The 25289-nt window shown below is 46.4% G+C and carries 21 protein-coding genes; all 21 read right to left on the bottom strand.

Annotation, left to right across the window (positions count from 1 at the left end; genetic code table 11):
- Positions 1-3 precede the first annotated feature (3 nt).
- The gene (locus tag NSQ50_RS00360) at positions 4-771 is read right to left on the bottom strand and encodes a type III pantothenate kinase (RefSeq protein ID WP_036678745.1); all 768 of its coding nucleotides are present in this window, start codon (positions 769-771) and stop codon (positions 4-6) included.
- Positions 768-1643: a carboxylating nicotinate-nucleotide diphosphorylase gene (nadC, locus tag NSQ50_RS00355; protein ID WP_036678747.1), complete on the bottom strand. Its 876-nt coding sequence runs from the start codon at positions 1641-1643 to the stop codon at positions 768-770. The genes NSQ50_RS00360 and nadC overlap by 4 nt, the downstream gene beginning before the upstream one ends.
- On the bottom strand, positions 1633-3249 hold the full coding sequence (gene nadB / locus NSQ50_RS00350) for an L-aspartate oxidase (RefSeq protein WP_076105842.1): 1617 nt from the start codon (positions 3247-3249) through the stop codon (positions 1633-1635). The genes nadC and nadB overlap by 11 nt, the downstream gene beginning before the upstream one ends.
- A gap of 39 nt (positions 3250-3288) precedes the next feature.
- A complete protein-coding gene (nadA, locus tag NSQ50_RS00345) occupies positions 3289-4227 on the bottom strand; it encodes a quinolinate synthase NadA (protein ID WP_036678753.1) in 939 nt (312 codons plus the stop codon).
- 259 nt (positions 4228-4486) lie between these two features.
- Positions 4487-6541 carry an ATP-dependent zinc metalloprotease FtsH gene (gene ftsH, locus NSQ50_RS00340; RefSeq protein ID WP_038568034.1) on the bottom strand — a complete coding sequence of 685 codons (2055 nt, stop codon included), beginning with the start codon at positions 6539-6541 and terminating at the stop codon, positions 4487-4489.
- Between the two features lie 109 nt (positions 6542-6650).
- Positions 6651-7190 carry a hypoxanthine phosphoribosyltransferase gene (gene hpt / locus NSQ50_RS00335; protein WP_036678757.1) on the bottom strand — a complete coding sequence of 180 codons (540 nt, stop codon included), beginning with the start codon at positions 7188-7190 and terminating at the stop codon, positions 6651-6653.
- Positions 7191-7236: 46 nt separating this feature from the next.
- Positions 7237-8679 (bottom strand): tRNA lysidine(34) synthetase TilS, encoded by a 1443-nt coding sequence (tilS, locus tag NSQ50_RS00330; RefSeq protein WP_036678759.1) that lies wholly within the window; start codon positions 8677-8679, stop codon positions 7237-7239.
- A gap of 36 nt (positions 8680-8715) precedes the next feature.
- Entirely contained in the window at positions 8716-9654 is a 939-nt protein-coding gene (locus tag NSQ50_RS00325) for a serine/threonine protein kinase (protein ID WP_076225110.1), read from the bottom strand.
- Positions 9644-10390, bottom strand: a complete 747-nt coding sequence (locus tag NSQ50_RS00320) for a VWA domain-containing protein (protein ID WP_038568031.1) — start codon at positions 10388-10390, stop codon at positions 9644-9646. Before NSQ50_RS00320 ends, NSQ50_RS00325 begins: the two co-directional genes overlap by 11 nt.
- A gap of 468 nt (positions 10391-10858) precedes the next feature.
- On the bottom strand, positions 10859-13366 hold the full coding sequence (gene spoIIE, locus NSQ50_RS00315) for a stage II sporulation protein E (RefSeq protein WP_036678764.1): 2508 nt from the start codon (positions 13364-13366) through the stop codon (positions 10859-10861).
- A gap of 343 nt (positions 13367-13709) precedes the next feature.
- Positions 13710-14210 carry a S1 domain-containing RNA-binding protein gene (locus NSQ50_RS00310; RefSeq protein ID WP_036678766.1) on the bottom strand — a complete coding sequence of 167 codons (501 nt, stop codon included), beginning with the start codon at positions 14208-14210 and terminating at the stop codon, positions 13710-13712.
- A gap of 124 nt (positions 14211-14334) precedes the next feature.
- A complete protein-coding gene (locus tag NSQ50_RS00305) occupies positions 14335-14670 on the bottom strand; it encodes an FtsB family cell division protein (RefSeq protein WP_036678769.1) in 336 nt (111 codons plus the stop codon).
- Positions 14671-14694: 24 nt separating this feature from the next.
- On the bottom strand, positions 14695-15258 hold the full coding sequence (yabQ, locus tag NSQ50_RS00300) for a spore cortex biosynthesis protein YabQ (RefSeq protein ID WP_036678771.1): 564 nt from the start codon (positions 15256-15258) through the stop codon (positions 14695-14697).
- Complete coding sequence (gene yabP / locus NSQ50_RS00295) at positions 15255-15539, bottom strand: sporulation protein YabP (RefSeq protein ID WP_036678773.1); 285 nt, start codon at positions 15537-15539, stop codon at positions 15255-15257. The genes yabQ and yabP overlap by 4 nt, the downstream gene beginning before the upstream one ends.
- A 158-nt stretch (positions 15540-15697) precedes the next feature.
- On the bottom strand, positions 15698-15976 hold the full coding sequence (locus NSQ50_RS00290; protein WP_036678775.1) for an RNA-binding S4 domain-containing protein: 279 nt from the start codon (positions 15974-15976) through the stop codon (positions 15698-15700).
- Positions 15976-16248, bottom strand: a complete 273-nt coding sequence (locus tag NSQ50_RS00285; RefSeq protein WP_036678778.1) for an HU family DNA-binding protein — start codon at positions 16246-16248, stop codon at positions 15976-15978. Before NSQ50_RS00285 ends, NSQ50_RS00290 begins: the two co-directional genes overlap by 1 nt.
- 289 nt (positions 16249-16537) lie before the next feature.
- Positions 16538-18037, bottom strand: coding sequence for a nucleoside triphosphate pyrophosphohydrolase (gene mazG, locus NSQ50_RS00280; RefSeq protein WP_038568022.1), 1500 nt, complete (start codon positions 18035-18037; stop codon positions 16538-16540).
- Between the two features lie 27 nt (positions 18038-18064).
- Entirely contained in the window at positions 18065-19747 is a 1683-nt protein-coding gene (locus tag NSQ50_RS00275; RefSeq protein ID WP_076225104.1) for a putative polysaccharide biosynthesis protein, read from the bottom strand.
- A gap of 148 nt (positions 19748-19895) precedes the next feature.
- On the bottom strand, positions 19896-20438 hold the full coding sequence (spoVT, locus tag NSQ50_RS00270) for a stage V sporulation protein T (protein WP_036678783.1): 543 nt from the start codon (positions 20436-20438) through the stop codon (positions 19896-19898).
- 255 nt (positions 20439-20693) lie between these two features.
- The gene (locus tag NSQ50_RS00265; RefSeq protein ID WP_036678785.1) at positions 20694-21734 is read right to left on the bottom strand and encodes a peptidylprolyl isomerase; all 1041 of its coding nucleotides are present in this window, start codon (positions 21732-21734) and stop codon (positions 20694-20696) included.
- Positions 21721-25245: a transcription-repair coupling factor gene (gene mfd / locus NSQ50_RS00260; protein WP_038568019.1), complete on the bottom strand. Its 3525-nt coding sequence runs from the start codon at positions 25243-25245 to the stop codon at positions 21721-21723. Before mfd ends, NSQ50_RS00265 begins: the two co-directional genes overlap by 14 nt.
- Positions 25246-25289 lie beyond the last annotated feature (44 nt).

Below are 25289 nucleotides of genomic sequence, written 5' to 3'. Positions count from 1 at the left end.
TCTTTATTGGTTACGATCGTAAATAATTCTTAATCCTTCTAGCGTTAACATAGGATTTACTTCATCGATACAGTCCGTTTCACCCGCAATTAGCGAGGCGAGGCCTCCGGTCGAAATAACCTTCAGTTCGGGAGCGTTCATCTCGACTTTAATTCGTTTAACGATGCCCTCAACCTGACCCGCATAGCCAAAAATAATTCCGGCCTGCATCGCATGCACCGTATTACGTCCGATGACCTTTTTAGGCTTCTCCAATTCAATTCGCGGCAGCTTAGATGCCCGCTGGTATAATGCCTCTGTTGAAATGCCTAGACCAGGAACTATCGCGCCACCAAGATAATTAGCACCTGCATCAATGCAATCAAAAGTCGTAGCCGTACCAAAATCAACAACCACAAGTGGACATTTGTATTGTTCAATCGCAGCAACTGCATTAACAATCCGGTCTGCGCCAATTTCACGCGGATTCTCATAACGTAAGTTAAGCCCCGTCTTAATCCCTGGTCCAACAATCAATGGGTCTTTCCCTATATATTTAATACACATATCCTCAATAGTCTTAACCAGTGGTGGAACAACCGAAGATATAATTACACCTTCAACGTCTTTGACAGATATACCTGACATGTGAAAAAGATTGTGTATCATTACTCCATATTCATCCACGGTCGATTGGCGCGCAGTGCTTAGCCGAAAATGATGCAGCAATTCGCGTTTTCTATATACACCGAGAACAATATTGGTATTACCGATATCGACAGCAAGCATCATGACAAAGGCCCTTCCTTCTTAGCATTAAGGTCTAGACTAATATCCAGACTGGAGAAGGAGTACGTAAGGCGCCCGACAGAAATCACATCCACACCCGTTTCAGCAATCCCGCGTACGGTTTCTAACGATACATTTCCAGAAGCCTCTGTCTTAACATGCGGAGCTTGGGATTTAATCCTAGCCACGGCTTGCTTCATCATATCGTTAGACATGTTATCGAGCATTATAATGTCGGCACCTGCTGCCAGCGCCTCTTCGACTTGCTCTAAATTTTCGGTCTCCACTTCGATGCTCATCGTATGCGGGATGTTCTTCCGAGCACGACCTACAGCCTGCCGAATACCACCCGCGCCTTTGATATGATTATCCTTGATCATAACTGCATCATATAAGCCAAAACGGTGATTAAAGCCTCCACCAATACGAACAGCATATTTCTCCAGCATCCGGTGACCTGGTGTTGTCTTACGTGTATCCACTAAGCGAGTCGGTAATCCCTCCAGCACCTGCACGAAAGAAGCTGTACGTGATGCCACACCCGAAAGACGCTGCATCAAGTTAAGCGCAAGCCGCTCACCTGTTAGAATCGCATGTGTGCTGCCCTCAACCTCAATAATTACAGTCCCTTTGGTTACAGCTTGACCTTCCTCGACAAGGGCTGTAAAACTAAGCGCCGGATCCACAATTTCAAAGACCAGCTCTGCAATTGGGATGCCACAAATTATCCCGTCTTCCTTGGCATGAATAATCCCTTTGGACTCATGGCCCACTGGAATCGTCATCTGCGTGGTTACATCTCCGGAACCAACATCTTCCCGCAACCAAGCCTTGATAGATTGTACTAGTTCTTCATTGTAACCATTAAACATCATCGCTTAATTCCTCCACTATTCCCAGTTCGCGAATTTGAAGCAGGTGCTTACGCCACTGATCATCATCCCGCTGCGGATAATCCTCACGGTAATGCGCCCCACGGCTCTCTTCCCGTGCCAGAGCAGACTCTGTCACAAGCAAACAGCAGGTCAGCATATTAGCAAATTCATATTCCTCACGTTTGGACAAAGCTGATCCAAAGATTGGCAGCTGTCGTTTTAATTCATCTAATCCTTTAAGTAACATCTCTTCGTTACGACGTAGTCCGGCATATCGAACCATTACCTTCTGTAGCTTCAAACGACGTTCCACAATAGCTTGAGTTGGCGAATCTACACGGCCCTCGTTACTGATAACCGATAAAACATCACGGTCCAGCGGGGAAAGCTCATGAATCCGATCAATAATACGCTGTCCAAATACAATGGCCTCAGATAAAGAATTACTAGCTAAACGGTTAGCGCCATGCAGGCCTGTGGAGGAAACCTCTCCGCAAGCAAACAGACGCGGGACGGTACTCTCTCCATTCAGATCGGTCTTAATCCCCCCCATCATATAATGCGCAGCAGGAGCCACTGGAATCCAATCACTTGTAATATCCAGTCCATAGCCCATACATGTCTCATATATTGTGGGAAACCGATGCTTCACCATCTCTGGAGATTCATGTGTAATATCCAAATAAACGAACGTTGATTTAGTAAGTTCCATTTCACTTACAATAGCTCGCGCTACAATATCCCGCGGGGCTAGTTCAAGCAGGTTATGATAACGCTCCATGAACCGCTCTCCATTAATATTGCGCAAGACTGCTCCTTCCCCACGCACAGCTTCGGAGATTAAAAATCTAGGAGCTCCTGGGTAACTAAGTGCTGTAGGATGAAATTGAATAAATTCCATATCTCGTATATGAGCACCAGCGCGATAGGCGATCGCTACACCATCTCCTGTAGCTACCTCAGGGTTGGTAGTGTATCGATATAATTGTCCTGCTCCACCAGAGCACAAAATGGTCGCATCCCCTTGCAGGAACAACCGTCCACCACCGGGCCGCTGCAATAATGCGCCTACACATTCGCCACCTTCAGTGATGAGATCGATAACATAATGATCATCCCAGACCTCAATATTCTCATGTTCCGCTACCTGTTCCGCCAATGCACGAACAATCTCATAACCGGTAGCATCCCCATTAGCATGCAAAATACGGCGGTGGCTGTGCGCTCCTTCCTGAGTCAAAGCCAGTACCCCATCTTCCTTATCAAACAGAGTTCCTAAGCGAATTAACTCATGAACGCCTTCCGGCCCTTCATTAACAAGTGCATCGACAGCTGTTGAGGAGCAAAGACCTGCTCCGGCCATTAAGGTATCCTGCCGGTGGTAAGCAGGGGAATCATCCTCAGCTATAACAGCTGCGATCCCCCCCTGTGCATAGCGAGTATTACTTTCCATTACTGATTTCTTTGTGATCATTATGACACGCCGATCTTCACTGGCTTTAATAGCCGTGAATAATCCGGCAATCCCTGAACCAATAACAATACAATCTGTCTTTACCGTAGGAATATCCCGAAGATCAAAATCAACCAAATATTGTGGAATCATGACCGCTTTTCACCTGTTTCAACGAAAGAGTAGCGCATGCTACCGGACTTGTAGCATGCGCTCTAGGGATGTTCTGGCTTTGTCGGCGACAGCAGGCGGTACATAGATTTGTGGCTTCATCGTCTCCAGGCATTTCACCAGTTTTTTTAGATTATTAACTTTCATATTAGGACAAACAAGAAATTTGGTAGCAAAATGGAATTCTTTATCTGGACTATCCTTACGAAGCTGATATCCGGTACCATCTTCCGTTCCAACGATAAATTGCTTACGATCCGATTTCCGGCAATACTCCAGAATTGATGTAGTGCTGCCTACATAGTCACCCATGGCCACTACTTCAGGACGGCACTCTGGATGAACTACAAATTCCGCATCTGGATATTTTGCTCTCATCTCTACTACATCTTTGACGGTCAACATGTCGTGAGTGTTGCAATAGCCTTCCCAGATAATCAGCTTCTTGCCCGTCTGATCTTGTACATATTGACCAAGATTCTTATCTGGGACCCAAATAATCTCTTCGGCGTCAAGGGATTCGATTACTTTCACAGCATTAGCAGAGGTACAACAAATATCGGTTTCTGCTTTAATCTCGGCGGACGAGTTGATATAAGTGACTACTTTAGCATTTGGATGTTGAGCTTTTAGCTTACGTAAACCGTCTACATTGACCATATCTGCCATTGGACAGCCTGCACGTTCATCAGGAATTAGGACGGTTTTGTTCGGGGCTAAAATTTTTGCACTTTCCCCCATGAAATGAACACCGCAGAATACAATAACTTCCGCATCTGTCTCTGCAGCCTTCTGAGCGAGTAAAAAAGAGTCGCCCCGGAAATCGGCAACCTCCTGAATTTCATCACGCTGATAATAATGAGCTAAAATGATTGCGTTTCGTTCCTTTTTAAGCTGTTCAAGACGTATACGAAGTTCTCGATTCTGTTCCTGCTTGCGCTCAAGCGCCAGAGCTTCCACCGATTGTTCTCCCCCTTAAATCCTCGCGGCTTTTCGCCGACATGATGTTATCAAATGGCATGCGCCATCATGGTGAAAAAATGAACATGCTGATATAAATAGTAAGTAATATTAATCACTAATGTACACAACGTTCCAGCCCCTGTCAATGTAACTGGACAGGCTTTAAGGCATAGAATCCCTTAAAAATTAAAATAAAAAATCCGGAGAACAGTTACGTTCTCCGGATAAATTTACATCATATGAATGGTGGACCCAATTAGGTAAGGCTAGTGCCCCCACCTTTGTTGTCATCATCGGAACCGTCATTACCCTCAGAATCAGGGTTATTCGGGATATCCTTTGATAAGTCAGGAAGTGTGGACTGTTCGTCCTCAGGCTTGCCTTGAATGCGAACTCGCACATCACCGATATTGTCGATGACAGGCTCGCCAACTTCATGGGCAACACCTTCGCCACCCTCTGGTTTACCATCCTCGGAAAGGAATCCTTGTTCAATCAGTTGTGTGATCTGATCAAGCTCAAGTGTTTCTTTCTCAAGTAATGTATTGGCAATCAAGTGCATTTCTTTGGAGTGTTTGATCAACAGATCTTTACAACGTTCGTAACTCGAAGTAATAAAGTTCTGCATTTCCTGATCAATCTCATAAGCAATGGAGTCACTGTAATTCTGTTCATGCCCAATATCACGACCTAAGAATACTTGACCTTGAGAAGATCCGAACTGCATAGGTCCAAGCTTATCGCTCATACCGTACTCCATAATCATGGCACGCACGATGCGCGTAGCCTGTTGGAAGTCACTGTATGCACCCGTACCGATCTCACCAATAAACAATTCTTCGGCAACACGTCCACCAAGTAATCCAGTAACCTTATCTAAAAGCTCCTGCTTGGTAACGATCATCCGATCTTCCTTCGGAAGCATAATAACGTATCCGCCTGCACGTCCGCGTGGGATAATAGTAACTTTATGCACCATATCGGCGTGCTCAAGGAAGTAACCAGCAATAGTATGGCCTGCTTCATGATAAGCTACAATACGTTTCTCGCGGTCACTGATCACACGGCTGCGTTTCTCAGTACCTACGATAACACGGTCAATAGCTTCATCCACTTCAATCATGGAAATATCTTTACGGTTACGGCGTGCAGCTAGCAAAGCTGCCTCATTCAGCAGATTCTCCAAATCAGCACCTGTGAATCCGGTTGTGCGTTTAGCAACAACATCCAGTCTTACATCTTTCGTAAGCGGTTTGTTACGAGCGTGCACCTTAAGTACAGCTTCACGGCCTTTCACATCAGGACGGTCAACCGTAATTTGACGGTCAAAACGTCCTGGACGAAGCAATGCCGGATCAAGTATATCAGCGCGGTTAGTCGCCGCTACAATAATAATGCCTTCGTTACCACCGAATCCATCCATCTCAACCAGCAATTGGTTAAGCGTCTGCTCACGCTCGTCATGTCCGCCACCAAGACCGGCACCACGCTGACGACCCACAGCATCAATTTCATCAATGAAGATAATACATGGAGCATTCTTCTTAGCATTCTCGAACAAATCACGTACCCGAGAAGCACCGACACCCACGAACATTTCCACAAAGTCAGAACCGGAAATACTAAAGAAAGGAACGCCAGCTTCACCTGCTACCGCACGGGCAAGCAATGTTTTACCTGTTCCCGGAGGACCTACAAGCAATACGCCCTTAGGAATACGTGCGCCGACAGCTGCAAATTTGCGTGGATCTTTCAGGAACTCAACGACTTCGACAAGCTCTTGCTTCTCTTCGTCCGCCCCTGCAACATCCTCAAAGCTGATTTTCTTCTTCTCTTCATTATATAACCGAGCCTTGCTCTTGCCGAAATTCATGACTTTACCGCCGCCACCTTGCGCCTGATTAAACAGGAAGAAGAACAAGATGAACATAATTACCAGTGGGATAATTGAAGAAAGGAATGTCAGCCAAATGCTGGTACCTTCCATTTTCTTCTGAGTTAATTCAATCCCATTAACATCACTGGCTTGAATCAGTTCATTGATAGCGGCATCTGTAGGAGGAATATATGTGGAGAAGCTTTTCGATTTAGTATCGGCAGGCAGCTCTCTATACTCGCCTGTGACCAGAAAGGCATTACCCTCAAACTGAACCGTCAAATCCTTCACATTGTTGTTCTTGATCTCCTGCCGTAACTCGTCGTATCTAGGGAAATCGGCGGCTTCATTTCCATTGCTCACAAACTGGACAATACCCACCACGACTAAAAATAAAATCAAATAAAAACCAGAATTCCGGATGAACCGATTCATCCCCTACCTCCTCTCACAACACTCAAGTTATTGTACCATAGCCTCTTGGGACACCTCAAATAAAGGAAGTTGTGGGTATCCGATCCGTATGATCGAGGCAGTCCTTAGTTCAATTGGAATAAATCTCAGGTTTCAGTACTCCAACATATGGGAGGTTCCGATACCGCTCGGCATAATCCAATCCGTAGCCTACTACAAATTCGTCAGGTAACACGAAGCCTGTGTAGCTGGCTTCAAGATTAACAGTGCGGCCTGATGGTTTATCAAACAAGGTAACCACAGAGATAGTAGCAGCATTCCGGTTGCGGAGCAACTCAATTAAATAGCTGAGTGTAAGACCACTGTCAATAATATCTTCAACGATCAAGATATCGCGGCCTTCTACCGATACATCCAAATCCTTAATAATTTTGACTACTCCAGAGGACTTGGTGGATGCTCCATAGCTGGACACTGCCATGAAATCCATCTCAACAGGTACTGTAATGGCTTTAACCAAATCTGCCATAAATATAAACGCACCTTTTAGTACACAAATGACTAAAGGGGTACGACCTGCGTATTCTTCGCTCAGTGTTCGACCGAGCTCCTTAATTTTCTGCTGAAGTTCCTCTTCGGTGATCAATACTTCTTGAATATCGTTTTGCAACTTGCGAAACCTCCTAAGTTATACTATGAAAGACTTACTTCGACCATTACGTTTCTTCGCGGTCATCCAGCTCTGCCAGAGACAATAGAAGTACGGAGGTCGTGTGCCGCCCTACTGCGGCATGCATCGAGCGTCTTACGCCCGGAATCCAGACGATATTGCCCAAACCATCACAAACGAGGGGAATCAATGACCGTTCGGAAGCAGGTATTTTATCATCAATATAAATATCTTTTACCTTTTTGCTTCCGTTTAATCCCATGATCCTTATGGTATCTCCAGGCAATCGGGATCGTATCGTCAGTGGAAAGACCAGTTCATCACGGTCAAACCAAGCCGACATCTTCCCATAATCCTCCCCCTGTACAAAAAAGTGTTCTCTCTCCAGTACCGCCATCGACATCACCTTACCTATTTCCTCCAATTTAAGCTTAGAGTCCGGTAAAAACAGACGATATGTATAGCTTGCCTGTGGCGTCGTGGGCTTGGACGAGAACAAGATACTATCATATTGCCGCACACAAGTCAGGCCTCCACCCAAATCCAAGCTCCAGGTGGTGGGATAGCTCTGCAGCGTTCCCCGACGTACAGTTTCGATCTTGGGGAAATCAAGGGCAGATAAATCCGCCGACAGATAATTTAATATTAGTTTAATCAAACGCCGTTGTAAAGCGGAGGGTATGGCAGCAAATGAAGCTCTGTTAAAGGTGTATTTCCCATCCCCTTCCGAAACTAGCTCTTCAAAGCATTTTGCCGCAGACGTCTCCATATACTCATCTTCAGCTCCCGCAATTTCCGCAAGCTGTACGAGGGATTGCTTCACTCTGCCATTATACTTTTCCAGAAAAGGAAGAACTTCCAAACGAATGGCATTCCGCTTGTATTTCGTCAGCAGATTGGTGGCATCCTCAGCATAAGTGAAACCTTCATTTTGGCATAACCCTAAAAGTGCTGTTTTGTTAATACGTAGGAATGGGCGAATGAGTTCCACCTTTTTTTCTGTTCTTTTCCACTTGATACCCGACAGTCCAGATAAGCCACTTCCGCGTAATAGACGCATAATTACAGTTTCTGCCTGATCATCAGCATGATGAGCCAGAGCAACAGAACGCGCCCCATATCGGTGTGCCGTATCAATCAGAAATTCGTACCGCTTCTCACGTGCAGTACCCTCAGGACCAAGTCCACTCTCTTTAGCCAAGGAGGGAATATCGAATTCCGCAAACTCAAAGGGCAGTCCCAGTTCTTCAGCCATACCACGTACGAGCTCTGCCTCTTCCTTCGACTCCGGCCTAAATCCATGATTCACATGAGCACATATTAAGGTAAGCGGTATAAATTTTAAAGATATTTCATGTAAAACATGCAAAAGAGCCACAGAATCCGGGCCGCCGGAAACTGCGACTACAATGGTGTCATGGGGCGCCCACAGCTCATGCTCGGCTGCTGACTCCAATACAGACTCCACCAGTCCATTCATTTGCTCCATATGCGCCCCCCTCTCTCTCCAACTATATGTATGAGTTCAAAAATGGAATACCCAATAAATCGTAAAGGCGAGCAAAAACAAAGACAATGCGAATGCATTTTTTAACCACCGGGGGGTGTCCATACTATCCGGGCGCTTTCTGCGCGAGTTATAAATATGGTTTCGCCAGACCTCAGTAGCATCCGCAGAGCCTGAGAACCCCCCTTTTAACGCCATACAAATCCAGGAGGATAGTTTCTTATTGGGTAAATTTCTAGCCAGCTTAAATAATTCGTCCACACTTCTCGTCTGCGGCAGCTGTAAGGCTGCCTTTTTGAGCCCTTCTTCATTGAGCAAACGAAGACACAGCACAGCAAATGCGAAAAGATCGTAACCCTCATCGCTGATTCGACTGCCCGCATTCCAGAAACCACGATCATGCCATTCGGTAAACTGCTTCACACTACGACCAATAGGGCTTGTGCCCCCAAAGTCGATCAGTTCCACTTCACCGTATTTCGATACCATGACGTTCTCGGGTTTTAAATCACCGAACACAAATCCACATTCATGCAGTGTACGCAGCTTTTCAAGCAGACCAAGACCTACCAGGCCTAACCAATCGGGACCGTTTTTCGATAAAAAATGATGCAGCGGTTTGCCTTCAACATACCTCATCACATAGAAGGGGATATTATCCCCATTCGCAAAATCATCCGCTTCCAAAAAATAAGAAGACAATGGATTCTCACGACGAGCCCGATGTTCATTCCGCTTTCGTCGCGATTGCAGCGAGGTCAGTACATTGATCTCCGATTGAAGTTCAAGTGTATCGTATCCGATTTTTAGCGCGTACCTTTCCCGTCTGCCTTCTCTTTGCACAAGATATACGGTTCCGTTCGCGCCCCTTCCCAGCATCCGCTCAACGACATAACGGTTACCCCGCCATTTGCCGTTAATTAAGGTACCAGTAGGATAGGACGGATTAGACGACATACCCACCAATCATCCCTTCTCTTTCGTCGTGGTCATCGCTTAGTCGGCGTCCACGATGTTCATCCAGTGTATCATAACGATAATGTTCAAGCACCTTGAAAATAGCTGGGCCAGTCGGTGTTGCGCCTCTCATGTGTAATTTAGAGAATAGCGTACGAATACCTGACATGTCATGCGTCCAATCTAGATCAAGCTTGGCATCTTCACTGCTGTTATTTCCGGGAAAATGAAACACAGCGATCTCACTCTTGCCTTCCCGTGCTTCTAAACTGAGTGCCAAATCGCGGATTGCATCTTCCACAGCACCCAGTTTAGGCTTCATACTGGCACTGGCATCGATAAGAAGTGCAATGCGCAGCGGCGTTGTTTCTGTCAGTTCATCTACAACTGTAACAACCTGTGAACGTTGAACAGGAGGCAGCTGATCCAGTGAGCCGTCGCCTAGTATCTTTTTTACCTCTTTATTAACCGCCTGCTGGATCGTCTGAACCACGGTCTTGCGTGTCATCATCTGAATCGTCTGCGCCAGTTGTGGTGTTCCGACTATTCGGCTAAGGCCTCCCCCGGCCTTGGCAATGTCGGCAATCTCCCGGCTGCCGATTTCACCGATCGTACCATAATCAACTACACCGACCACATTTACGGTGATTCCCTCCTGCAGGGCATGCGCCGCTGCCAACACCGGACTTTCTCCTACATTCGAACAACCGTCAGTAATGAGCATAATTTGCTTCATAACCCTCAACTCCCCCTTTGTTTGAACCTCTGTTTCTAGCATATCCAGAAATGAGAGATTTCAAACGGTCGATGTTAAGTGGGAGTCTAGATCAAAACAGAGGGGTTAGTGAATAGGGGAGCTGCGAGAAATGTTTGGGCTTTCGATCGCTGTTGTCCTCAGATTCCTTGATTAGAACCGCTTCTCGCGGTTGGAATCCGAGGACAAAGGCGAACGCTCCGCTTCTACAGCTCCAAACTTTCTCTCCGTTCCATACCTTCACTAGTAAACAGTTTAGATCTACAGATTCCGTCCCAAGTCAGCCGACCATTGAAACGAGAATAGTAGAGGCCGGCGAGTTACACATCACGGACTCGCCTTGACTGCCTCCATTAGCACGACGCCTTACGCGTGCCTTAAACTATACAAGCAACACGACGCTTCGCGCGTACCCAACATTAAAACCTACTAAACCTAAACCTAAAATAACTAACTTACCGTACGCGGGCGCTCCATACGGCCGATGCCCGGCATATGCAGGCTGGACCATTCCGGATGGAAATGATCAAGACGGCTGACGACAATAGTCATGTCATCAAGGATCTCATTGCCCTGGTAACGGATCACTTTCTCCAACAGGCTGTCCGCTAAATCTTGAGGATCATCACCCTCAAGCTCTTGGATCATCCGTTTCATCCATATCTCCTTATTAACGGCATATCCAGGCGCATCATAAATACCATCGGTCATCATAATTAAAATATCGCCGGGGCGAAGCTGCATACTGATTAAATCCACATCAATATCTTTAATGATTCCTATCGGCAGATTGCTAGAGGTTATTGGAATGACCTCACTCCCCCTCCGGATAAAGCTTGGTGCAGAAGCAATCTTCATAAACGTTGTCTGCGCAGAATATTGATCGATTAAAGCCATGTCGACAGTAGCATAGAATTCATCAGGGGAGCGTAATAAAAGAATTGAGTTGACCGACTTTACAGCCAGCTTCTCATCCATTCCGGATTGCAGCAGCTTTTCTAACATGCCGAGTGCGGCACTGCTCTCCATCCTTGCCCGTTCACCATTCCCCATTCCATCACTGATGGAAACTGCAAAGGTGCCATTTCCAAGCTCTACGGTGCTGAAGCTATCGCCAGATAGCATATCTCCACCTTTAGAAACAACTGCCACACCCGTATTTACCTCAAAGGCTTTGGCTGAACCAAAGGTAACCATCGAGAGTCCTTCCCGGGGATGAACCGCCGTCTCACTCATGACAGCAATATTCTCATCCAGAATGTCGGAGAGGAGTGGGGCAATCATTTTACGGCATTCATCAAAACCGCGATTATAAGCGTGCACTACTTCTATTTCTACGCGTCCGGGGTCCAGACTTAAAATTTCAATGCCATGAATAGACAGTCCCAATTTCTCAAGAGCCTCGCGGATTTGCGCTTCCTGCCGATACATGGCCTGCCCCTCACGCTTAATTTCCTTGGCCAAGTCTTCCATAACCTGTGACACGCCGGACAGCTGCTCGGCAACAAATTGCCGACTATCGTATATTTGTCTTTTCCACCGCATATCATGTTGGTAGAGATCATATTGTCCCTTCATGACCTCAAGCACTTCACCGGTTTTGCCACAAATACGGCTCCATTCCGGTGGCAGCTGAGCAGCCGTAATATCAGGGCATTCCTCAACAGTTGTCATCATATCTGTCATGTATCTATATGTCTGATAGAATTTTGCATCCCAGCAGTGAGTACGGCGAATGCAGCCAGCGCAGGCTCCTTCTGTGACCGTATTCATAAAATCTTCCATTTCACGATCCGATTTGCCCACTTCTCCGGCACGTGGAATCTGACCAAAGCTACTGGAGAGCTGTTGGAATACCTGTGAGAATTGAGTGACCCGTTCTGCAGTCAGATCCCTGACCCTGCGGGCATATTCATGTTGAGATCGGCTATGATCTGACGTGCCCGGTACATATTTTGCAATCGCTGATATCATCGCCTTAGGTGTTATTAGAAACAACACTACTGCTGCGCAGGTCTCCCATGTTGAGGCCATCATATCACCCGGACCCGTAAAATAGACGGAAAGGATCGTTGATCCTAGCAGCATGCCAATAGATACCGCACCCTTTCGCCCACCTTGCATCATTCCCGCTAGCATTCCGGAAAAAGCAAGCAGACTCATCTGATAGATAGCACTGATATCGGCCAGACTAAGGATCAACCCCGTCACCACCCCAACAGCTGCACCGAGGGGAGCGCCCCCTGCCATGGCAAAGAGCAGAATTAAATAACGAGACAATATATGCTCTAATGACAAACCATTAAGGGTCCATCCCACAAGGCCTGTCATTACGGAGGCTAACAGAATAATAAGGCATAAAACCTCCTCGTTCCTCAGCGATCTGCTCTTTTGTTTGTAAGTTAGTAGAGGAAGTGCCTGAATGAACACAAGAGTAAGTACAAACCCAAGTAAAGCATCCAGAGTTGTCATCATAAAGGGGTACCAGGAAAGAGAAGGTCCGAGAACAATCTTGAACAGGCCAACCATAAACGAGGATACGAATACCATAAGGGGTGCATAGGACAAATCTATTCGTTCGAAACTTTCAAGCCCTCTATAAACAAGAAAGAAGATAATCAGTTCAGCCGTAGTAACCAAGGCACCCGGAAACGGAGTGAAGAGACTTCCAGCTATAATAGCACCCGCTACAGGTAAAATAGAGTCTCGACGCATAAACACAATGACGGCAAAATATGCGACAGCAAAAGGGGACAGCTCGTCCAGGATCATAGCTCTACCTAGCAGAAACCCCATAAAACTTAACAGAAGCATCCACTTCTTCGCTGTTATAAGCTGAATATAACGCTGCTTCTGACCCCAAGCTATAATACGCGTGCCTAAGGCTTGTCTCTGCTTCTTATCTTCGCTTCCCACTCTTGTCCACTCTGGCAAATTCACCACATTGCTTTTACTCATTTCCCTACACCACCCGTTTAAGAATTTATGGTTCTCATTATATAGCGGGTCATTTGAGAAAGTTTGTCAGAAATGGAGGGACAGTCATAAGAAATTTCCGACAAAAAAGCCTTTGTTCATTATTCCTAAAAAAATAGAGCGATCCCTTGCGGCGCAGTAGTTTGCTTCTCCTCAAGCTTGATTCCAGTGCAGTTTTAGGCGCAAGCCTGGCGGTCATTCGCCAGCGATTGCCCTAGAGTTATGTGAAAATGACATGGATGCTGTCGGCAAGTTTATATGACACGACAAAAAAACCGCAAGGGCGAAATGCCCTTGCGGTTATTTATGATGTACAGGTATTGGATTATACGCGTTTGGCTCCACGGCCTCCGCGCTTTCCTTCTGTGTTCTTCTTAATCGAAGATATCCGTTCTTCGCTGTCTTTCAGGAATCGCGACATTTTATCCTCGAATGAAGGTTTACCGGCTGCAGGCTTAAATGGACGCCCACCCCGTTCACGATTGAATCCACCGCCGCCTCCACCACTGCCGCCACCGCCGCCGAAACGGTCTCCGCCGCTAGGACGTTCTGGTCTTGGAGCTCTAGGCGGACGTACTTCCGATGCTGGCTTGTCAACAGCCTGCTTAATGGAAAGTCCGATCTTGCCGTCCTTATCGACGTTGATCACCTTGACGGTTACTACATCACTAATCTTCAGATGATCGTTAACATCCTTGACGTAATTATCGGCGATTTCCGAGATGTGAACGAGACCTGTGACACCTCCTGACAGATCCACAAATGCTCCGAAATGCGTGATGCCTGTCACTTTGCCTTCTAACTTGGTGCCCACTTCAATTGCCATAGAATAAAATGATCCTCCCTTAAAAATATACAGACGAATATTAAGGTCATCCTGTCTGCGGTGATTTGATTATACAGTAAAGAGCAAAGCAAGGCAACAGAGTAAAAGCCTCTTTTAGCCAGTATTATTGCTCTGATTGCTCTGTTCGAATAGGAGTTTCCCCTTGAGGATAGATATTGTACCATTTACGCGCTAATTGGCCAATATACTCATCATCATTAAGTCTGGACACTTCATATTTCAGTTGATTCAAAGATGACGTGACACTCTCGCTAGTCTTTTGTTTCTTGGCGAGTTGCTCGCCCTTGTCCGCAATAACTGCACTTTGATTGAAGTAAGTATAACCCGCCCAGCCAAAAAATACTGCCACAAAGAGAATCCACATGAATCTTCTTCTCTTCGCGCCTGCGGCCGAATTTTTGCTAGGATTACTTTTCTCTTCCGCAGTGAATCTGTTCATGCAGCGTACCCCCTAATTCAAAGGTCAGCGTTTCCGCCATTTGGTAATCCATCCAGTGATCTTCACGATCCAGGCGCTATGCTTAAGCCGTGATAACCATGGAGAAATCCACCTTACAGGTAATACCCAAATTGGCTTCGTTAGACGCAGCAGAAGCTTAAGGATGAATAATAGAATACGACCTAGCAGCACTAGCAACCCTATAATAAGGCGCCAAAGCCAGCGAAGAGGTTTACCTATCATAATCTCCATAAGTCTCCATAGCAATCTGCACATATACTGAACCGATTGAATTAACATTAACACAAAACGCCGCACCGTAACACTGAAGATCAAAAAATAGATCCATATTCCTAGAAATAAACCTAAAAAGACATAAAATCGCAATTGCCCCTGATTTCCGGCATAGAGCATTCTAAAAACAAACAAAGCAGCACAAAGCCAATACAGCAGGTCAAGCATGGCATTCAGCCATTTGGGAAAATTGAACTTGAGCGACAGCACCCGGTAGCTGTCATAGGCCAGTCCCATTGTCACCCCGGCCAATATCATGTAGAACAGCGTCAGCCACTGAACTGCAGGATTCATTTAAATAGCTTACCGAGTAGACCTTTATTTTTGCCCTGCGATCCGGGATCTAGATAAATCAGGGAATGTACATTGCCCTCCAAGGACAACAGTCCATTCTCCAGACTTAAATTTTTGATATGTAAATGATTCCCGCGAATGGTGAGATGGCCGAGTTCTGTACGAAGCAAAAATTCCTCGCTATCAAAGCTCTCCACATTTTGCACGCCCGTCAACTCTAGCTGTTTACGACTGCGCATGTGCAGATCATGCTGTTTATTTACCTTTCCTGGCTCGATCATAGCATGTACCCCTCCTTCTTACTTCTAATCTATGGCAGTAGAAGAAGTTATAGAACATTCCAATCCACTAAAATAAGAGAGACAAAAAGAAAAAAAGAAGGTGCAACTTTACATATTGTAGAGTTGCACCTTCTTTTTTACTATTCATTATGTTACTCCTACCAGTCCAATCCGCTGCTTTTGGCAACAGGCTCTTCCCGAAGTAGAGTATACATACCAGCGGCTTCGTCCTTGCGCGTCGTTTCGACTAGCTTTTCGACTTTGACCGTTACAAGCTTTTGTCCAAATTGCACAGTAATCTCGTCACCGATCTTAACTGCACTACTTGGTTTAGATTCCCGCCCGTTAATCAGCACCCGGCCTTGTTCGGACACATCCTTGGCCACTGTCCGGCGCTTGATTAATCGGGACACTTTCAGGAATTTGTCAAGACGCATTAGTTAACGGCTTCTTTAAGCTTGTTACCAGCTTTGAATGCCGGTACAGTTGATTCTGGAATTTCAATCGTTGTGCCCGTTTGCGGGTTGCGACCAGTACGTCCTGCACGTTTGCGAGTTTCGAATGTACCGAAACCGATCAGTTGGACTTTATCGCCTTTTGCCAAAGCTTCTGTGATCTCACCCAAGAATCCGTTCAATACTGCTTCTACATCTTTTTTTGCCAATCCGTTTTTCTCGGAAATGTTGTTTACCAAATCTGTCTTGTTCATAATTTAAAGTTCCTCCTAGGATACGAAAAAATAAATGAAACGAGATTCACCGCCATATTATGGGGCAAGTCGTCATTTCGTCTTTATGATATTCTTGATGTCATCTTAAAATCCTGCCACGAATCGTCGTTTTTTAAAAAAAGAAACCGTTATTTCTCAGAAATCGTCGCAGAATCTATTCTATAGCACTATTAAACTACTCGCCATAATCTAAATCAGAGATGAATGCTACTTTCACAGCATTGCCTCATCTTAAGGTCCGTATACCGTACATAGTCTGAGAAAATCACTATACTTTTCGTTCCTCAGTCTTTGCCTCCTGCCACAACTCTTCCATCTCTTCCAAGCTGCTATCCTCTACACTCACACCCTTGGCTCGCAGACTTTGCTCGATATACTGAAACCGACGCACAAATTTGCGGTTGGTCCGGGTTAAAGCTTCTTCCGGATCTGCACCAATAAATCGGGCAACATTGGTAACAGCAAATAATAGATCGCCCAGCTCCAGGATTTGATCCTCCGCGGCTGCGTCAGTATCGATGGCTTCTTGCAGCTCTTCTATTTCTTCACGAACCTTAGCTAAGCAATCCGTAGCGTTGTCCCAATCAAAGCCCACCTTGGATGCTTTTTTCTGAAGCTTGTACGCCTTCATAAGAGCAGGCAAATCACGCGGAACTCCACTGAGTACGGATAGTTCCTCGGGCTTTACGCCTTTCCGCCGCTTCTCCTCTGCCTTCATGCCCTCCCAATTGATCAGAGCTTCTTCAGCGTCATTCGCATTCTTGTCACCAAATACATGAGGATGGCGGAAGATAAGCTTATCATTCAGTCCTTCTATGACGTCAAATACGTTAAACGTGCCTAGCTCCTCTTCCATTTGGGAGTGCAGCATGATCTGCAGCAAAAGGTCGCCCAGCTCCTCTTTCATATGGTCTGGGTCATCCTCATCAATCGTCTCAAGCACTTCATAGGTTTCTTCGATTAGATTTTTACGTAAAGATTCATGAGTCTGCTCCCGATCCCACGGACAACCGTCCGGACTGCGCAAAATATCGACAATCTCATGCAAGCGAGCGAAAGTACGACTTCTTAGCTTCTCATCACGATTCGCAGGTACATAGACCAGAGACAAATTGCCATAACCCTCAAGCCGGTCCAATTCGTATAGAGGAACAGTCACAATGCTTTCTTCGTTCTCCACGCCAAGGGCATGACCCACCACCACTTCATATTCCGGCGGATACAGCTCCATCAGACATAACTTTGTCTCCGAAGCTGTAAAGCTGTCATAAACCTGGCCAATCAGAGTATGCAATTCAGGTTGAAGCTGAGCGCTGCGAATGCCTGAAGCATCTAATAACTGGAACCCTTCAATAGGGTCAAATCCCAGTCGTACAAACGCCTCGTCCAGAAAACTCTCCCCGCCTAATATTTGCAGTTCTATTCCTTCTTCCGGGCAACGCTGACGCAGCTGTGAAACAGCTGACTCTGCAACCATGGGATGCCCCGGAACCGCATAGACAATATCTGTACCGTCTGCGGCAGAGCGAGCCTCTTCAATCAATTTTGAAGTAATTGCCGTATAGACCTCAGGAAACGAAGATAATGTTTCATACAGTCCATCAAAGGATTGCGTGGCGATTTCAAGCTCGGTGAGAGCAGCCATGACTGGATGCTCTTGGGTACGAACGTAGACAACGGATGCTGCCTTCAGTTTTTTTATAATTCCTAGTGTCAGGCGATCGGGATTACCTGACCCGAGACCAACAACTGTTAATGTTGCACTCATATCTGTTCCTCCTTTTAAGCGAGTTAATTATGGAAATAACCGCAGCTTTTTGAACTTGTCCGCCAGAGACGGGCCGATGCCCGGAAGCTGGCGAAGCTCGCTTTCGCTGAGCAGCCGCAGCACCACCGCGCCTACGGCAAAGACAACGCAGCCTGCGAGTACCCCGAGCAGGCTCTGCGCCAAGCTGGCGGTGCGTCCGCCGCCGATGCCAGCGGCCGTAGCCGCGGCGCCAGTGCCCCAGCTGGCAGCTGCGGCGGCAAGAGCCAGGCCCGCTGTGAGCAGCGCGGGCCGTGCCAGGGCATCTGCGAGGCGAAGCCGCAGATGGCCCTGGCGGTACAGCAGCAGCACGTTAAGCGCTGCTGCGAACGAATGCGCAGCCACGCCAGCGATGGCCGCGCCGGTAATGCCCTGCTGCGGAACCAGCAGCAGGTTCAGGGCCGCCTTGAGCAGCGCGGCGGCCAAAAGGTGCAGGGCCGGGGCGCGCACGTAGCCGAGGCCCTGCAGGAGCGCAGCAGAGATGATGCTGACTGTACCGCCAACAGCGGTAAAAGCCAGCCAAGTCATTGTGCTGCTGCCAGCGGTATCGCCGTAAAGAGCCATATTAATCGGCTCAGCAAGCACTGCAAGGCCCGCTGAGGCCGCTAGACCTAACAGCCAGAACCAACGCAGCGACAAGCTGCAGCGGGTCTCAATCAGCTTCATATCTCCCTTGTACTTCGCTTCCGCCAAAGCTGGAATGAACACAACAGACAGTGAGGTGGCAATCATCGTTATAATCTGCACAAGTGGCAAACCCCGATTGTACACACCAAACTGGGCCATCGCAGCTACTTCACTTCCGTCAGACGACAGCAGTCGAGGCACAGTGAATACATCTACAAGACCGATAAGAGGCATAGCCAGTGCACCTAGCATTACGGGAATTCCATAAGCCAGCAGTGTACCTGCTTTAATGCCCATAAACCCTTGCTTGGAACCTAGTCCATGTCCTGCATCCAGCGCTCTTACACGCTGACTTTCGACAGCAGCAGCTACTTCAGCAGCAGCTTCCTGTTTTACCCTCCGGCGGGGACGTCTCAAGTACAGCAGCATAATTACAAGCCCTGCGGCTCCCCCTCCGGCAGAACCAAGCAGCGCGCCAGCAGCGATGCTCTCAGCTCCTGCTCCCTGCGAAGTGAGATATAAAAGAAGAACAATCATCACTGTAACCCGTACAGACTGCTCTACAATCTGTGACACGGCAGTAGGAACCATATTATGCAGCCCCTGAAAATACCCGCGTATGGCCGACATGACAGGGACAACTGCCAAACCCCAGGCGCTTGTCCGCAAGGCAGGCATTACATGTGAGTTACCTACCCATTCGGCAATGATGGGTGCACCTACATAGGTGATGGCGCCGATAACCAAGCCGCTGATGCCTGTAATTAGCGCAGATAATAATAGAATCCGCCGGCCTTCTTCATCGCGTCTCCCAGCCGAAGCTTCGGCGACAAATTTGGAGATCGCCGCAGGCAGACCTAGCATAGCTACTGTTAACAGCATCGTATACAAGGGATACACTGTGTTGTATATACCAAATACAGCATCTCCGCCTAGATTTTGCAGCGGAATTTTTTGGAGTGTGCCAATAAGCTTTGAGATAATGGCCGCGGCACTAAGGATAAATGCGCCTTGCAGCAATCGTGATGTTTGTGTATTGGATTTCATATAATACCTGCTTCTACAACTTTGATGGGATGAATTTCTATATTATAACTTATGTATGCCCACAAGTAGAAACGGTTTTGTGTAAACGACAAAACCCCGTTTGCCCTTTGTATATCTTACCAAAAGGAAACCGGGGTCTAAATTAAGATTACTGCTCCATTTGTTTGCCCAGGAAAGCGGCAGCCGTTTCGGCCATTTTTATTTCCATTTGCGCCATCTTCGCCGAATCATCCTTGCTCACCATCACTACACAACCAATAGGATCTCCACCGGAAATGATCGGTGAGGCTACATATGAGGACACCAAATCCGGATGATCTTTAGCGATTTCATAACTGCCTTCATTGGTTTCTAACACAGTCTTACGGCTGTCCATGACTTTCTCCAACAGCACTCCCACCTGTTTCTCCAAATAATCTTTTTTGGAACCGCCTGCAAGGGCAATGAAGGTGTCACGATCAGCAATCATCGTAATGTGCCCAGTACCTTCGAACAATGACTCCGCGTACTCTTTTGCAAAGTCACCCAACTCACCAATCGGAGAATATTTCTTGAGAATGACTTCACCGTCCCGATCGACGAATATTTCCAGTGGGTCTCCTTCTCTAATACGAAGAGTACGTCTAATTTCTTTGGGAATAACCACGCGTCCGAGGTCATCAATACGGCGAACAATTCCAGTAGCTTTCATTTCACATGTGCCCCGCTTTCTTAAGAAGTATGGTCTTACTACTGTCCATTATGGGAAAGGATAATCCCAGTGATTTATCGTAATATCTGACCATAGTATTCATCTCTTCCCAGATCCTTATACATAAGCTGACATGTATTAATATCTGCATCAAGATAAAGGTAGTTCTACAACCGTTTCTGCGAAATAAAAAGCCATCTTCACTTTAAGTGAAGATGGCTTTTCTAAGGTAAGCTTGTCCATATTTACCGATGTTTATTCAGCGGCATCTGTAGCACTTGGGGATGCGCTTGGAGCTGTAGTGGCTTCTGTTCCACTATTTGTTCCGGTTTCATCTGCGGAAGCAGAGCTTTTTGGCAGATTGATGTTCTCAATAATGCCTTCCAGATCCTTTTCCATGAACGTTTCTAGGTTCTTGGATACAATTGAGCTCTTAATGCCTTCTTTTTGCTCATCCGTTAACTGGTCGAAAGTCTTGTCTGTACGGGACTCCACCTTGATGATGTGGTAACCGTACGAAGTTTCTACAGGATCACTGATGGTATTTAGAGGCAAGGTCTGTGCAGCCTTCTTAAATTCATCCACATAAGTGCCTACAGCTTTATCTTTATATTCTCCGCCTGCCTCTTTAGAGCCAGTATCGTCAGAATATTCCTTAGCGATGGCTGCGAAATCAGCACCGCCATCCAGCTTCGCCTTAACTTCTTTCGCTATTTTAAGCGCTTCTTCGCTGGTACGCTCTTTGTTGTCTGCATCTGTCAGACCAATTAGCACATGACGCAGTGTGGCAACCGTAAAGTCGCCTTTAGTCGCTTCGAATTCTTTGACAACTTGATCATCAGTCACTTTAAGCAGCATATCCTGATAAACTGACAGCACACGCTCCATATAAGTACGAATATCTTTCTCTGTAACGTCAGCATCTTTCAGTGTCTTCTTATAGGTATCGCCCAATTGTTCCTTAATGCTTGCAATTTGAGTATCGGCTTCTTTCTCCGCTTGCTTTTTCGCTTCATCCGTTGCTTGGGAAGCCAAATATTCAAAGCCCACTTCTTGCTTCAGAATGGACTCCTTAAACGCATCAATCTCTAAATATTGCGCTTGTTGTGGAGATAGGAATTTCATGATTTTTTGATCCATTGCAAATTCCTTTTGTGTAATCGTTCCACCTTTATAAGTGGCTACAGCTTGATTATCATCAGCACTATTTCCACATGCTGCTAGCATAGAAAAGGAAACTGCCGCTGCCAATGAAACGAGCAGCACTTTCCATGATTTTGTTTTATTTAACGACATTGTGTAGTTCTCCCTTCGATTTAAAAGACTGTTTAGCTTCCTTAAGAAACTGTTCAAGCAAGTCAAGCAGCTGTTTATCACTTAAATCTTTCGATTTGACCCGGATACTGGCTTTCGCATCCCTATCAAATTGTACACGTCTTTCGAAGCTATTTCCAACTTTGGCGAGTTTCGCTGTGTCTAAAGCGCCGAGACTTCCCTCATAGAAATTCAAGGTAACATCATCTCCGCGTCTAATCATGGAATCAATGCCATACATTTTTCCATACACTTTCAAACGAGCAACCGATAGTAGATTCACCACGGCTTCAGGTAACTCACCGAACCGATCCAAGAGCTCATCTTCAAGCTCGGAAGCATCATCGAAGGAGGTTACTGCCGCAACTTTTTTATAAATTTCAATTTTTTGGATACTGTCGTAAATATACTCTGACGGCAGATACGCGTCAATCGACAAATCAATGACTGTATTGCCTTCTTTCAGGGATGTATCTTCCTCCCCAAGCACAGTAACCTTACGCTTACGAATTTCCTCCGCCAGCATTTGTGAGTACAGATCAAACCCCACGGATGCGATAAAGCCATGCTGCTCTGCACCCAGCAAGTTGCCTGCACCGCGAATAGACAGATCTCGCATCGCTATTTTGAAACCAGAGCCCAGCTCCGTAAATTCCTTAATAGACTGCAGACGTTTCTCTGCAACCTCTGTCAGAACCTTGTCCCGTTGATACGTGAAATAAGCGTAAGCGATCCGATTGGACCGGCCTACACGTCCACGCAGCTGATAGAGCTGAGACAAGCCCATTTTATCCGCATCATGCACAATAAGTGTATTAACGTTCGGAATATCTACGCCCGTCTCAATAATACTTGTGCTGACGAGCACATCGTATTCTCCGTCAAGGAAATCGAGAATGGTCTTCTCCAGCTCAGATTCCGACATTTGACCATGTCCGATGCCAACTCTAGCCTCAGGAACAAGCATAGAGATTTGAGCAGCCATTTCTTGAATGCCCTGCACACGATTATAGAGATAATAGACTTGACCACCGCGGGCTAATTCCCGCTCTACAGCTTCCCGCGTAAGGGTCTGGCTATGCTCCACTACATACGTCTGTACAGGGAATCTGTTCTCTGGCGGGGTCTCAATGACAGACAAATCCCGCACTCCGAGCATCGACATATGTAGCGTACGAGGAATTGGAGTTGCAGTCAGCGTAAGAACGTCTACATTCGTTTTCAGTTTTTTCAGCTTTTCTTTATGAGTTACGCCGAAACGCTGTTCTTCATCCACAATTAATAGCCCCAGATCCTTGAATACAAGGTCCTGAGATAACAGACGATGTGTACCGATAACTACGTCGACAGTTCCTGCCCTAACGCCTTTAATCGTCTCGTTCTGCTCTTTACGGCTGCGGAAACGACTTAAGACCTGAATATTAAGCGGGTAATTAGCGAAACGTTCGCGGAAGGTCTCATAATGCTGTTGAGCCAAAATCGTTGTCGGGACTAGCACCGCCACCTGTTTACCTTCAATCGCTGATTTAAAAGCCGCCCGAATAGCCACTTCAGTCTTACCATATCCAACATCACCGCAAAGCAATCGGTCCATTGGCCGGTTTTGTTCCATATCCTTCTTAATCTCTTCGATAGCCCGAAGCTGATCTCGGGTCTCTTCGTAAGGGAACATTTCTTCAAATTCATGCTGTTCCTGTGTATCCTTTTCAAAACCATATCCTGCGGCACTTTGGCGCTCAGCATATAGTTTTATCAAATCATCAGCAATATTCTGAACGGAGGAACGAACCTTATTGGTGACTCGTGTCCATTCATTGCCGCCTAGCTTATATACTTTCGGCTCTTTATCTTCGGAACCGACATATTTCTGAATCAGGTCAATCTGCTCAATCGGAACTGAGAGCTTATCGCCGCCAGCATACAGAATATGCATGTAATCACGGTGAATACCGCTGACCTCAAGCGTGCCGATTCCCATATATTTTCCGATACCATGGTTCTGGTGAACGACATAATCACCGATTTTCAGCTCTGTGTAACTCTTGATCCGTTCAGCATTATCTATTCCTTTGGAAATCTTCCGTGCCTTCCGCTGCTTCTGAGAGAACATTTCCCCCTCAGTTATAACTGCTAGATGAATAGAGGGCAGCTCAAAACCAGAACCCAGATTTCCTTGTACAATCATCGGCTCGTTAATGCCGTAATCATAAAGAACTCTGCGCACTCGTTCAATCCGTTCCTCACTGCTCGCAAGCATCATTACCTTAACACCGGACTTCTGCCAACGCTCCATCTCCGATTTCAGCACATTCATCTGGCCATGGAAATCCTGCATTCCACGACTGATAAATCCAAGAATGTTCTGAGGCTGAATATGCGGAACCTGACGTAAAAAGATTGACATAAACAGACTTTGGAACGGGCGCTGATACATAACAACATCCGTATCGACAGAGAGATCTAGATCCGGTAAAGATTTGCCGTTTTGCAGCAAATGCAGGTTCCATTCCGATTCATCCCGTTCAAGCTGTCTCGCCGTTTCGAGCAGTCTTGTCGGCTCATCTAGAATAAGAATGGTATCCTGGGCCATGTAATCAAATAAATGAGAGCGTTCAGGATATAAAAGACTGATATATTTATAGATCTCCGGGAAATAAGTACCTTCCCGCAGCATTTCCAGCTCACGGCCAATTTCTTCCCGCAACCTGAGCTTCGCCTGGCGATCCGCCATCTTCTCCAACTGTCGCTCCATCATAGCTGAGGCTTCAGCAGAAGCAGATTCCTGGCGCAATCTACTAGCTATAATCTCTTTAGCCGGTGTAATCTTCACACTACGTACCTTATCAATAGAACGCTGATCCACTGGATCAAAAGTTCTTATGGAATCAACCTCATCGTCAAATAACTCAACCCGATAAGCCAAAGGAGATGTCATTGGATAAAAATCAATTATTCCACCCCGTACGCTCAGTTCACCACGATTTTCAACCCGCTCTACTCTTTCATAGCCCATTTCAATCATGGACATCAAAAATTCATCCAGAGCAAGCGTTCCATCTTGGGAAACGGTGACTTGTGCCTCTGCCATAACCTCTGGGGCTGGCAGCAATCTACGCACTCCTGAGTAAGGAACTACAACAATACCACGGAAGCCCTGAGCACATTTGGTCAGCACATCTATACGCTGAGCCAGTGTCTCTGGGCTTGATACAGCCGCTTCTGCAGCCACTAGTTCATTGGCGGGATAGAGCAGAACCCGGTCAGGAGAAAGCGCTTCCTGCAAATCATCGGCCATCTTCTGGGCCGAAAACATATTATGAGTCACTACAAGTAAGGGACGAGTTGTCTCTTCATGTAATGCTGCAAGCATAATCTGTCTAGCAGAACCTGTAAGCCCCGAAATGAGCTGCTCTTTCATACCTGCAGCAACACCATGGGTGATAGACTGGAAATCGGGATCCTTGGAAAAAGCTTCTATAAGACCTTGTAACAACAGGCGCACCTCTCTTACTAAACAGGCTAACGGTGGCGTAGCCA

The sequence above is a fragment of the Paenibacillus sp. FSL R10-2788 genome, assembly GCF_038003885.1.
GTDB lineage: Bacteria > Bacillota > Bacilli > Paenibacillales > Paenibacillaceae > Paenibacillus_AQ > Paenibacillus_AQ odorifer.
This window is presented reverse-complemented; position numbering and strand designations above follow the sequence as displayed.